Genomic DNA, 11,573 nt, shown 5'->3' on the forward strand with positions numbered 1-11,573 from the left:
AGTCCGCCCGAGTCGCTCAGATGTTGAACCCGAGGGCCCGCATCTGCTCGCGGCCGTCCTCGGTGATCTTCTCCGGACCCCATGGCGGCATCCACACCCAGTTGATGCGGTAGGCCGGGACGATGCCGTCGAGGCACTGCGCGGTCTGGTCCTCGATGACGTCGGTGAGCGGGCAGGCCGCCGACGTCAGGGTCATCTCGATGACGGCGGTGCCGTCGTCCTCCACGGCGAGGCCGTAGATGAGTCCGAGGTCGACGATGTTGACGCCGAGCTCGGGGTCGACGACGTCCATCATCGCTTCGCGCACTTCGTCGACGCTCGCGTTCTGCGGTGCATCAATGACTTCGGGCATCACTTCTCCTCGTCTTCGGTCGGTGCGTGTTCCGGTGCTCCCGCCTGGGCCTGGCTGAGCGCGTCCTTGAACGCCATCCAGGCGAGCAGGGCGCACTTGATCCGTGCCGGGAACTTCGACACTCCGGTGAACGCCGCGGCGTCGCCGAGTATTTCCTCGTCGGCCTCGAGAGTCCCCCGGGAGTGCATGAGCTCGTGGAAAGCCGCTTCGATCTCGAGCATCTCGGACACCGTCGCCGAGGCGGCGAGCTCGGTGAGCACGGACGCCGAGGCCATCGAGATCGAACATCCGTCCCCGGTCCACCGCACGCTCACGGTGCCGTCGGCGGCGAGTTCGGTCTCGAGCTCGATCTCATCCCCGCAGGTCGGATTGACCTGGTGGGAGTGCCCGTGCGGCCCGGGGGCCGAATCGCCGAGCAGCGCGGCGTTGCCGATCCGCGACCGCGAGTGGTCGAGGATGACCTGCTGGTAGAGCTGCTGCATCTGGGTGGTCATGATGCCTGCGCCTTCTCCGCGGCCGGCGTGTCCGCGAGACCGAAGAACGGACGCACCTCAGCCAGCGCGGTGAGGAAGCGCTCGACATCCTCGCCGTTGTTGTAGAGGTACGTGCTGGCCCGGGTCGAGGCGGTCACCCCGAACCGGCGGTGCAGCGGCTGCGCGCAGTGGTGGCCCACACGCACGGCCACGCCCTGCGAGTCGAGGTACTGGCCGACGTCGTGGGCGTGGACGCCGTCGACGTCGAAGGCCACGGTGCCGATCCGGTTCTCGGCATTGCCGAGGACCCGGATCCCCGGGATCTGCGCGATCCGCTCGAGCAGCTGCCGGCCGAGCTCGACCTCATGGTCGAAGACCCGGTCGAGCCCCACCTCGGTGAGGTAGCCGATGGCCGTCGCGAACGCCGCGACCTCGGCCACCGGCTGAGTGCCGGCCTCGAAGCGCTGCGGGGCGGGCATGAACTCCGCCGAATCCATCGTCACGGTCGTGATCATCGAACCGCCGGTGAGCACGGGCGGGAGCGCATCGAGGAGCTCGGCCTTCCCCCAGAGCACGCCGAGGCCGGTCGGCCCGAGCGCCTTATGGGCGGAGAAGGCGGCGAAGTCGACGTCGAGGTCGGTGAAGTCGACCGGCATGTGCGGCACCGACTGGCACGCGTCGAGGACGACGAACGCCCCGACCTCCCGGGCCCGGGCGACGAGCTCGGCGACCGGGTTGATCGTGCCCAGCACGTTCGAGACGTGGGTGAACGCGAGCACCTTCGTCGTCTCGTCGACGATCGTCTCGAGGTCGGTGAGGTCGAGCTCTCCGTCATCGGTGACCGGGATCCACCGCAGCTGCGCCCCGGTGGCCTGCGCGAGCTGCTGCCAGGGGACGAGGTTCGCGTGGTGCTCCATCTCGGTGACGACGATCGAATCGCCCTCCCCGATCGCGAACCGCTGCGCGGCCTCTCCCCCGAACCCGTGGCTGGCCCGGTCGATGCCGAGGGCGACGATGTTGAGCGCCTCGGTGGCGTTCTTCGTCCACACGACCTGGTTCGGCGCACCGCCGACGAGGTTCGCCACGGCCTCCCGGCCGGCCTCGAACGTGTCGGTGGCCATGACGGCGAGCGTGTGCGCACCCCGGTGAACGGCGGCATTGCGCTGCGTGAAGTACTCGGTGAACGTGTCGATGACGCATTCGGGCTTCTGCGACGTCGCTCCCGAGTCGAGATAGGTCAGCGGCGACTCCCCGACCCTCGCACGGAGGATCGGGAAGTCGCCCCGGAGCCGAGAGAACATCAGACCGCGGACGAGAGGAAGCGGTCGTAGCCCTCGTTCTCGAGGCGCTCGGCGAGTTCCGGTCCGCCCTCCTCGGCGACCTTGCCCTTGACGATGACGTGGACGAAGTCGGGCTTGATGTAGCGGAGGATCCGCGTGTAGTGGGTGATGAGGAGGACGCCGACGTCGGTCGTCTCACGGACCCGGTTGACGCCTTCGGAGACGATGCGCAGAGCGTCGACGTCGAGGCCGGAGTCGGTCTCGTCGAGGACGGCGAACTTCGGCTTGAGCATCTCCATCTGGAGGATCTCGTGGCGCTTCTTCTCACCGCCGGAGAAGCCCTCGTTGACGTTGCGGGTCGCGAACTCGGGGTCGACGCGCAGCTGCTCCATCGCCGACTTGAGGTCCTTCGTCCAGTTGCGCAGCTTCGGAGCCTCGCCGTCGATCGCGGTCTTGGCCGAGCGGAGGAAGTTCGTCACGGTCACGCCGGGCACCTCGACGGGGTACTGCATGGCGAGGAAGAGACCGGCCTTGGCGCGCTCGTCGACGGTCATGTCGAGGACGTCCTCACCGTCGAGGGTGACGGATCCGCCGGTGACTTCGTACTTCGGGTGACCGGCGAGCGAGTAGGCCAGTGTCGACTTGCCCGAGCCGTTGGGGCCCATGATCGCGTGCGTCTGGTTCGAGTCGATCTCGAGGTTGATGCCGTTGAGGATCGGCTTCGCGCCGGCCTCGGTGTTGACGCTGACGTGCAGGTCGGAGATTTTCAGTGTGGACATGATTATCCTTTTCAGTTCACAGTCGTGTTCGGGTCGAGCAGGATGCGGCCGGCGATCTCCTGGCACGGGTAGACCGCGACGGGTTCGAAGGCCGGGGGGCTCAGCGGCTGGCCGGTGTTGAGGTCGAACTGGGAGCCGTGCAGCCAGCATTCGATGGCGCAGCCCTCCACCTCGCCCTCGGCCAGGGACACCTCGCCGTGGGTGCACAGATCGTCGATCGCGTGGACGACTCCGAAGGAGTCGCGGGCCAGGCAGATCTCGCGGTTCTCCACGTCGATCCGCAGCGCGCTGTCGAGTGCCACATCCTCGGAGGCGGCCACGTCGATCATCGTCACAGAACGCTCCGGGACAGTTCGTCCTCGATGCGGGCCGAGAGGACCTCTTCGATCTCCGGCACCTGGATCTTCTGGATGACCTCGTTGAAGAAGCCGCGGACGACGAGCTGGCGGGCGACGTCCTCGGGGATGCCGCGCGACATCAGGTAGAAGAGGTGCTCCTCGTCGAAGCGACCGGTCGACGAGGCGTGTCCGGCTCCTTCGATGTCACCGGTCTCGATCTCGAGGTTCGGCACGGAGTCCGCGCGCGCCCCATCGGTGAGGATGAGGTTGCGGTTGAGCTCGTACGTGTCGATGCCGAGCGCCTCGGGGCGGATGAGGACGTCGCCGATCCACACGCTGCGCGCGTCCTTGCCCTGCAGGGCGCCCTTGTACATGACGTTCGACGTCGCCTTCGCGGTGTTGTGGTCGATGTACGTGCGGTGCTCGAGGTGCTGGCCGGCATCGGCGAAGTAGAGGCCGAGAAGTTCGGCCTCGCCGCCGTTGGCCGAGTAGCGGACGTTGGCGTTGAGCCGGACGATGTCACCGCCGAGGGTGACGACGATGTGCTTGAGCTTCGCGTCCTTGCCGACGATCGCATCGTGCTGGCCGAGGTGCTGCGAACCGTCGTCCCACAGCTGCAGGGAGACGAAGGTGAGGTCCGCGCCGTCGCCGACGACGAGGGAGACGAGCTCGGAGTAGCGGGTCAGGCCCTCGTGCTCGACGACGATCGTCGCCTTCGCGTTCGCCCCCACGGACACGACGACATGGCCGTGGACGAGGTCGGTGCCGGTGCCGTCGGCGTGGATGACGACCGCCTCGGTGAGCTCCGTGTCAGCGGGCACCGTGTAGTGGGTGACGGTGGCCGTGCGGTTCGCGGCCACAGCGGCCGCGCGGTCCTCGGGTTCGAGGATGCCGAGCTCCTGGGCGGCCTCGAGGCTGATCTCCTCGACGGTGACGCCGGCAGGCAGTTCGCCGGTGACGCTCAGGCGCGCTTCACCGGGCGCATCGGCGAAGAAGTCGCTGAGCTTGCGCACGGGCGAGAAGCGCCACTCCTCCTCCCGGCCGGTGGGCACGGGGAAGTCGGCGACGTCGAAGCTGCGGGTGCGCGCGTCGCGCTTGGCGTCGGGCACGTGGACGCCCGCGCCGTGCGAATGCTCGGAGACGCCGAGCGGGTTGGTGGTGTCAGTCACAAAATCTCCTTAAGCGTGCAGTCGGTCGCGGGCTCAGCCCACGGCGCCTTCCATCTGCAGTTCGATGAGGCGGTTGAGCTCGAGGGCGTACTCCATCGGCAGCTCACGGGCGATCGGCTCGACGAAGCCGCGCACGATCATCGCCATCGCCTCGGTCTCCTCGAGGCCGCGGGACATGAGGTAGAAGAGCTGGTCCTCGCTCACCTTCGACACGGTCGCCTCGTGGCCGAGCGTGACGTCGTCCTCACGGATGTCGATGTAGGGGTACGTGTCCGACCGGGAGATGTTGTCGACGAGCAGGGCGTCGCAGAGCACGTTGTTCGACGAGCCCTCGGCACCCGGGTAGACGTGGACGAGTCCGCGGTAGCCGGCGCGACCGCCGCCGCGGGCGACGGACTTCGAGACGATCGAGGACTGCGTATGCGGGGCGGCGTGGACCATCTTCGCACCGGTGTCCTGATGCTGGCCCTCGCCGGCGAAGGCGACCGAGAGCGTCTCGCCGCGAGCGTGTTCGCCCGTCAGCCAGATCGCCGGGTACTTCATCGTCACCTTCGAGCCGATGTTGCCGTCGACCCATTCCATCGTCGCGCCCTCTTCGGCGATCGCACGCTTCGTCACGAGGTTGTAGACGTTGTTCGACCAGTTCTGGATCGTCGTGTAGCGGACGCGGGCGTCCTTCTTCGCGATGATCTCGACGACGGCGGAGTGGAGCGAGTCCGTCTTGTAGATCGGGGCCGTGCAGCCCTCGACGTAGTGGACGTACGAGCCTTCGTCGGCGATGATGAGCGTGCGCTCGAACTGGCCCATGTTCTCCGTGTTGATGCGGAAGTAGGCCTGCAGCGGGATCTCGACGTGGACGCCCTTGGGGACGTAGATGAAGGATCCGCCCGACCACACGGCCGTATTCAGCGCCGAGAACTTGTTGTCACCCGACGGGATGACCGAGCCGAAGTACTCCTCGAAGATCTCCGGGTGCTCCTTGAGACCGGTGTCGGTGTCGAGGAAGATGACGCCCTGGCTCTCGAGCTCCTCGTTGATCTTGTGGTAGACGACCTCGGACTCGTACTGCGCGGCGACGCCGGCGACGAGGCGCTGCTTCTCCGCCTCCGGGATGCCGAGGCGGTCGTAGGTGTTCTTGATGTCCTCGGGCAGGTCCTCCCACGACTGGGCCTGGCCCTCGGTGGAGCGGACGAAGTACTTGATGTCGGCGAAGTCGATTCCCGAGAGGTCGGCGCCCCAGTTCGGCATCGGCTTCTTCTCGAAGAGCTTGAGCGCCTTGAGGCGACGCTGGAGCATCCAGTCCGGTTCGTCCTTGAGCTTCGAGATGTTGCGCACGACGTCTTCGTTGAGACCGCGAGCCGCTGCGGCTCCGGCATCGTTCTCGTCGTGCCAGCCGTATGCGTACTGCCCGAGGTCTTTGAGCTCGGGGTTCGCCTCGATGATCGGATTGCTTGTGTCAGTCATCGTGAACCTCCTTGAGGTCGATCGATTGAGTGGATGAGGGGCCTGGTGAGTTCCGAGGTCGGAATGTGGGTCGTGCAGACGTGGTCACCGTGGGCGAGCGACGAGAGTCTTCTCACATCGACGCCGAGGTATTCCGAGAACATCGCGAGCTCTGCTTCGCAGATCTCGGGGAACTCGGCGGCCACGGATTGGATCGGACAGTGTCCTTGGCACAGCTGCATCGCCTCGAGTGACGTGCCCGCCGCGACCGGTGTCGCCGAGGCGGCGTAGCCCTCACGGGTGAGCGCTGAGGCCAGGGCCCGCGAGCGTGACGCCACCGACGTCCCGCCCCGCTTCTCGAGTTCTCCGCCGAGGCGGTCGCGCAGCTTCGCGACGAAGTCGTCGGAGAAGTCGACGACCGCGTCCTCCCCCATCCGGTCCTGGAAGAACCGGAGGATGTTGACGGCGAACTCGTCGTAGGACCGGCTGAGCTCGTCGTGGCCGCGCGAGGTGACTACGTAGTGCCGCGCCGGTCTCCCCCGCCCTGCCTGCTTCCCGGCGAGACCGCGGACCTCGATGAGTCCTTGGCCTTCGAGCGCGTCGAGGTGACGACGGATCGCTGCCGGGGTGAGCTCAAGGCCTTTTGCCAGCGCCGAGGCGGTGATGGGACCGTCGTCGAGCACGGAGCGGAACACCTTCTGCCGGGTCCTGCTGTCGTCCGCGTCGTTCGCAGTCATAGTCCACCTCCCTTGACTAACACAACACTATTGTTGCGTAAATTGTTTCGTAAAACTAGGTGAGCCTAACTGAAGGCCCGGTTTCGACGGGACGTTTCGACCGGTCGTAGAATGGTCGGGTGGCACAATCGGCACTCCTCATCCGTGGGCTGCGCTATTCCTACGGCGCGCACCATGTCGTCGACGGCATCGACCTCGACGCCCGCGTCGGCACCGTCCTCGGCGTCCTCGGCCCCAACGGGGCGGGCAAGTCGACGACGATCGCGCTGGCTGTCGGCTCGAAGCGACCCGACGCCGGAACCGTGGAGATCTTCGGCCGCGACCCCTACCGCCGTCACGAGGAGACCGCGCAGCTCGCCGGGGTCATGCTCCAGGACGGTGGCCTGCCGATGAGCGCGAAGCCGCTCGCCGTCCTCCGCCACCTCGCCGCTCTCTATCCCGATCCGCGCCCGCTCGACGAGCTCGTCGAACCGCTGGGCATCCGCGAGTTCGCCAACCGGTCGATCCGCCGGCTCTCCGGCGGACAGCGGCAGCGCGTGGCCCTTGCCGCCGCCCTCATCGGCCGTCCCCGCATCGTCTTCCTCGACGAGCCGAGCGCCGGCCTCGACCCGCAGGCCCGTGAGGTCGTCCACGAGGTGATCGGCGATCTCGCCGCCTCCGGGGTCAGCGTCGTCCTCACCACCCATGACCTCGCCGAGGCGGAGAAGCTCGCCGAGGACATCGTCGTCATCGACCGCGGCAGGATCATCGCCCGCGGTGCCCCCGCGGAGCTGCGCGGCGCCTCGGCGGCCGGTCGTCGGCTCGTCATCACCGTGCCCGACGCTCCCGACCCCTCCACCGACGCCGGACGGGAGCTGACGTCTGCCCTGACCGCCGTCGCCCCCGCCTCGGTGCAGGGCACGCTCATCGTCGCCGCGGGCAACCTCGACAGCGCGCGCATCGCCGCCCTGTGCACGGTCATCGCCGAGGCGGGGCTGACGATCGGGGACATCAGCATGCAGTCGCAGTCGCTGGCCGATGTCTTCTTCGAACTCACGGGGAGGCCGCTGCGATGAGCGAGACGACAGTCAGCGGCACGGGTGCCTCCCAGCCGTCCCCGGCGCCGGGCATGCGCGCCCGCCGCGTATTCGCGCAGGCGAAGTTCGAGACCGCAGCCGTGCTCCGCAACGGCGAACAGCTCCTGCTCGCGCTCATCCTCCCGCTCGGGCTCCTCGTCTTCCTCACGACGACTCCCCTGCTCGACGCGCTCGGCGCGATCCCGCCGGGCGGTGACCGGCTGAGCATCGCCCTTCCCGGCACCCTCGGTCTCTGCCTGGCCTCGACGGCATTCACCGGACAGGCGATCGCCACCGCCTTCGACCGCCGCTACGGGGTGCTCGCCCAGCTCGCGACGACGCCGCTGGGGACAACGGGGCTCATCCTCGGCAAGCTCGGGGCGGTCATCGGCGTCGTCGTCATCCAATTCGCCCTCGCGTTCGGCATCGCCGGGATCCTCGGCTACCGCGGCGGACTCGACATCCTCGCGCTCATCATCACCACGATCCTCGGCACTGCGACGCTGCTCGCGCTCGGCCTCCTCATGGCGGGCACGCTGCGCGCCGAGGCGACCCTGGGCGCTGCCAATCTCGTCTGGGTCCTCATGGCCGGTGCCGGCGGACTCGTCCTTCCCGCCACCGGCGAATGGGGAACCATCGTCGGCTGCCTTCCCTCCGGTGCCCTCGGGGACGCGATGCGCGCGAGCCTCGCCGGCACCTGGGACTTCACAGCTCTGATCGTGCTCCTCGTCTGGAGCCTGGTGGGAGCGCTTGCCGCACGCAGGTGGTTCCGCTTCGAATGAACACAGGAATGCGCATGAGAAACCAAGAGACCAGAATCCGCTTCGCCGCGTGGGCGATGCTCATCGCCCAGGCCGGCATCATCTTCACCGGCGGCATCGTCCGCCTCACCGGATCCGGTCTGGGATGCTCGGACTGGCCGAAATGCACCCCGGATTCCCTCGTCGCCACCCCGGAGATGGGCATCCACGGGGTCATCGAGTTCGGCAACCGGCTGCTCGCCGTCGTCCTCGCCCTCATCGGCGTCGCGATCCTCGTCCTCCTCTGGCGGATCCGGAAGGAGCGCAAGGACCTCTTCTGGCTCAACATCGCGCTCACTGCGATCGTGCCGGTCCAGGCGGTCATGGGCGGGATCACCGTGTGGACGAAGCTCAATCCCTGGGTCGTCGCCGGGCACTTCGTGCCCTCGGCCATCGCCGTCGGTGTCGCCGCGTACTTCGTCCGCCGCACCTACGACACCGGGGTGCGCACCGGCGAGAAGGCACCGTCGCCGCTGCCGGCACTCGGGTGGGCGATCCTCGCGCTCACCGCGGTCATCGTCCTCTTCGGCGTGCTCACCACCGGCGCAGGCCCGCACTCCGGGTCGACGATCTCGACCCGCAACGGCCTCGACAACATCTGGATCACCCGCCTCCACGCGTTCCCGGTGTGGCTGCTCGTCATCGCGACGATCGTCGCTCTCGTCTACGCGCGCAAGCGCTGGGCCCCGATGGTGCGCCCGCTCGTCGTCCTCCTCATCGTCGAGCTCGCGCAGGGTCTCATCGGCTACATCCAGTACTTCACCGGCGTCCCGTGGGTGCTCGTGGCATTCCATATGATCGGTCTCTCGGCTACGATCGCAGCCAGTGTCGCTGTGCTCGACAGCGCGTACCCGAGGAGAACCCATGTCAACGCCGATCGTCCCGTGTCTGTGGTTCACTGACCGCGCCGAGGAGGCGATGGAATTCTACTGCACCGTCTTCCCGAACTCCCGCATCGTCTCGATCGAGCGATACCCCGATGAGAGTCTCGACGAGCATTTCGCGGGGATGAGCGGCAAGGTCATCACCGGCGTCTTCGAACTCGACGGCAACCGCTTCATCTGCCTCGACGGCGGACCCGCGTTCACCTTCAACGAGGCGATCTCCCTGACCGTCGAATGCGCCGACCAGGCGGAGATCGACCACTACTGGCAGGCGCTGTCCGCGGTGCCCGAATCCGAGCAGTGCGGCTGGCTCAAGGACAGGTACGGGATCAGCTGGCAGATCGTGCCGAAGAACCTCGACGAGCTGATGACCGGCGACGCTCAGGTGCGCGCGCTCATGGGAATGAAGAAGATCGTCATCGCCGAGCTCGTCGCCGCCGGCTGACGCGCCGCCTCGGTCGTCGGGATCACGCTCGCTCCCGCTGCGCGCATCCCTGGGCCTCAGCAACAACCTCGGCGAGACTGCACCACCCGGAGACCCACGGACAACCTCGGCGCGTATGCACCACCCTCAGCTCCGCAACTCCTCCACGCAGCGATGAGAACACCGCGGGCACGGGTGGTGTGTGGACCGTCAGGTGCGGGGTGGCAGATACCTGCCGCGGATCACCAGAGGCTGGGCAGCAGCGGGGTGACGAACGGGTCGACGGCGACGGCGAGGAAGAGCACCGACAGGTACGTGATCGAGCCGTGGAAGACCTTCATCGCCCGCAGCGAGGTGCCGCTGAGGCCCTTCTTCGCGCGAGACACGAGCTGGTAGCACGACCAGAGGAACCAGGCACCGGCGAGCACCGCGACGGCCGTGTAGACCGGTCCCATCGGGGCGACGGGGATGAGGACGAGCGAGGTGAGCACCATCGCCCAGGCGTAGAGGATGATCTGGCGGCCCACCGAGGTCGGCGGGACCTTCGACGGCAGCATCGGCACACCGGCAGCGTCGTAATCGGCCTTGTACTTGATCGCGAGCGGCCAGTAGTGCGGCGGCGTCCAGAAGAAGATGACGAGGAAGAGGATGACCGGCTCCCACGACAGCCCGCCGGTCACCGCCGACCAGCCGATGAGCACCGGCATGCAGCCGGCCGCGCCGCCCCACACGATGTTCTGCGTCGTGCGGCGCTTGAGGACGAGCGTGTAGAAGACCGCGTAGAGGAGGATCGCCGAGGCGGTCAGTCCTGCCGTCACCCAGTTCGTGAATCCGCCGAGCCAGAAGATCGACCCGATGCCGAGGACGAAGGCGAAGATCAGGGCTGCACGCGGCGAGATCTCCCCGGTGACGAGCGGACGGTGCTTCGTCCGATCCATCTTCGCGTCGATGTCGCGGTCGACGTAGCAGTTGAACACCGATGCCGAGGCGGCAGCGGCGGCCCCGCCGATGAGGGTGTTGAGGACGAGCCAGAGATTCGGCATGCCGTTGGCGGCGAGGAACATCACCGGGGCGGTGGTGACGAGGAGGAGTTCGATGACCCGCGGCTTCGTCAGGGCGATGTAGGCGCCGATGATCGATCGGGGTTTCTGCGAGTGTCGAGCTTCGTCGATGGTCCTCTGCAGAGGTCGTTCACTCTGCGTGCCCGGGTTCTGACGAAGTTCACTCACGAGAGACGATTCTACTCTGTGTCGAATGAATTTCCAGTTGGGGTCGGGCGAGTCGCCCTGTCATCGGGACCGAGTGCGCGGTCATCGGGATCATCTGCGCGCTCACGGCGTCGCCGGACAAGCACCGCGACGGCCCCGACCACCAGCCCCACTACGGCGAGTGCGGCCCACAGGACCGCCGCGAGGACGAACAGTCCGAGCCCCGCGAGGGGATCTTCGAGTGTGAGCATGTCGACATCGACGACGATGCCGAAGGCTCCGGCGAGGACTGTGAAGGCCACCGCCGCCCACCAGATGAGACCGGCAGGTCGGGCGATCGCGAGGACGATGAGGAGGACGAGGAAGGGGCCCGCGCCGAGGAGGAAGGCGAGCAGCCAGCTCCCGACCGCCTCGGTGCCAGTGCCGTTTCCGAAGGGCTCGACGAAGAGGGTCGTGAAGACGATCCGCTCGACGAGGACGAGGACGGTCAGGCTGATGCCGAGGTTCCGGAGTGCCCGGGCATGGCGCACGGGTGATCGTCGAGGCAGGGTCGGGTGCTGGGGACTGCGGGGAATGGGGAGGTCTCCTTGACGTGGGCGGGCGACGTGGACGTGCCGGCGGTGGGAGGGCA

At 67.5% G+C, this 11,573-nt stretch carries 14 protein-coding genes; 4 read left to right on the forward strand and 10 right to left on the reverse strand.

Annotation, left to right across the window (positions count from 1 at the left end):
* Positions 1–16: 16 nt before the first annotated feature.
* From ABD154_RS05375 to ABD154_RS05410, 8 genes are read right to left on the reverse strand one after another with little or no spacing between them, the layout of a single operon-like run.
* A complete protein-coding gene (locus ABD154_RS05375) occupies positions 17–352 on the reverse strand; it encodes a metal-sulfur cluster assembly factor (protein WP_137824023.1) in 336 nt (111 codons plus the stop codon).
* Positions 352–846 (reverse strand): Fe-S cluster assembly sulfur transfer protein SufU, encoded by a 495-nt coding sequence (gene sufU, locus ABD154_RS05380; RefSeq protein ID WP_211979196.1) that lies wholly within the window; start codon positions 844–846, stop codon positions 352–354. The genes ABD154_RS05375 and sufU overlap by 1 nt, the downstream gene beginning before the upstream one ends.
* Positions 843–2,126, reverse strand: coding sequence for a SufS family cysteine desulfurase (locus tag ABD154_RS05385; RefSeq protein WP_211979195.1), 1,284 nt, complete (start codon positions 2,124–2,126; stop codon positions 843–845). The genes sufU and ABD154_RS05385 overlap by 4 nt, the downstream gene beginning before the upstream one ends.
* Entirely contained in the window at positions 2,126–2,884 is a 759-nt protein-coding gene (gene sufC, locus ABD154_RS05390) for a Fe-S cluster assembly ATPase SufC (protein ID WP_198498830.1), read from the reverse strand. Before sufC ends, ABD154_RS05385 begins: the two co-directional genes overlap by 1 nt.
* An 11-nt stretch (positions 2,885–2,895) precedes the next feature.
* The gene (locus ABD154_RS05395) at positions 2,896–3,219 is read right to left on the reverse strand and encodes a non-heme iron oxygenase ferredoxin subunit (protein WP_198498831.1); all 324 of its coding nucleotides are present in this window, start codon (positions 3,217–3,219) and stop codon (positions 2,896–2,898) included.
* Positions 3,216–4,391 (reverse strand): Fe-S cluster assembly protein SufD, encoded by a 1,176-nt coding sequence (gene sufD, locus ABD154_RS05400; protein WP_211979194.1) that lies wholly within the window; start codon positions 4,389–4,391, stop codon positions 3,216–3,218. Before sufD ends, ABD154_RS05395 begins: the two co-directional genes overlap by 4 nt.
* A gap of 33 nt (positions 4,392–4,424) precedes the next feature.
* Complete coding sequence (gene sufB, locus ABD154_RS05405; RefSeq protein ID WP_137824018.1) at positions 4,425–5,855, reverse strand: Fe-S cluster assembly protein SufB; 1,431 nt, start codon at positions 5,853–5,855, stop codon at positions 4,425–4,427.
* A complete protein-coding gene (locus ABD154_RS05410) occupies positions 5,852–6,571 on the reverse strand; it encodes a helix-turn-helix transcriptional regulator (protein ID WP_137824017.1) in 720 nt (239 codons plus the stop codon). Before ABD154_RS05410 ends, sufB begins: the two co-directional genes overlap by 4 nt.
* Before the next feature lie 119 nt (positions 6,572–6,690).
* Between ABD154_RS05410 and ABD154_RS05415 the strand changes: the two genes are divergently transcribed.
* The 4 genes from ABD154_RS05415 to ABD154_RS05430 are packed head-to-tail and all read left to right on the forward strand — an operon-like array spanning position 6,691 to position 9,755.
* A complete protein-coding gene (locus ABD154_RS05415; protein WP_211979193.1) occupies positions 6,691–7,626 on the forward strand; it encodes an ABC transporter ATP-binding protein in 936 nt (311 codons plus the stop codon).
* Complete coding sequence (locus tag ABD154_RS05420) at positions 7,623–8,408, forward strand: ABC-2 transporter permease (RefSeq protein WP_249121058.1); 786 nt, start codon at positions 7,623–7,625, stop codon at positions 8,406–8,408. The genes ABD154_RS05415 and ABD154_RS05420 overlap by 4 nt, the downstream gene beginning before the upstream one ends.
* Before the next feature lie 14 nt (positions 8,409–8,422).
* Positions 8,423–9,328 (forward strand): COX15/CtaA family protein, encoded by a 906-nt coding sequence (locus tag ABD154_RS05425; protein WP_211979192.1) that lies wholly within the window; start codon positions 8,423–8,425, stop codon positions 9,326–9,328.
* A gap of 16 nt (positions 9,329–9,344) precedes the next feature.
* Positions 9,345–9,755, forward strand: a complete 411-nt coding sequence (locus ABD154_RS05430; protein WP_344250507.1) for a VOC family protein — start codon at positions 9,345–9,347, stop codon at positions 9,753–9,755.
* Between the two features lie 221 nt (positions 9,756–9,976).
* On the opposite strand, the gene ABD154_RS05435 is transcribed toward ABD154_RS05430, so the two are convergent.
* Entirely contained in the window at positions 9,977–10,963 is a 987-nt protein-coding gene (locus ABD154_RS05435; RefSeq protein WP_137824014.1) for a heme o synthase, read from the reverse strand.
* 11 nt (positions 10,964–10,974) lie between these two features.
* Positions 10,975–11,472 (reverse strand): hypothetical protein, encoded by a 498-nt coding sequence (locus tag ABD154_RS05440; protein ID WP_211979190.1) that lies wholly within the window; start codon positions 11,470–11,472, stop codon positions 10,975–10,977.
* Between the last annotated feature and the right edge of the window lie 101 nt (positions 11,473–11,573).

It is taken from the genome of Brevibacterium sanguinis, from assembly GCF_039528855.1.
In the GTDB taxonomy this organism is placed as follows: domain Bacteria; phylum Actinomycetota; class Actinomycetes; order Actinomycetales; family Brevibacteriaceae; genus Brevibacterium; species Brevibacterium sanguinis.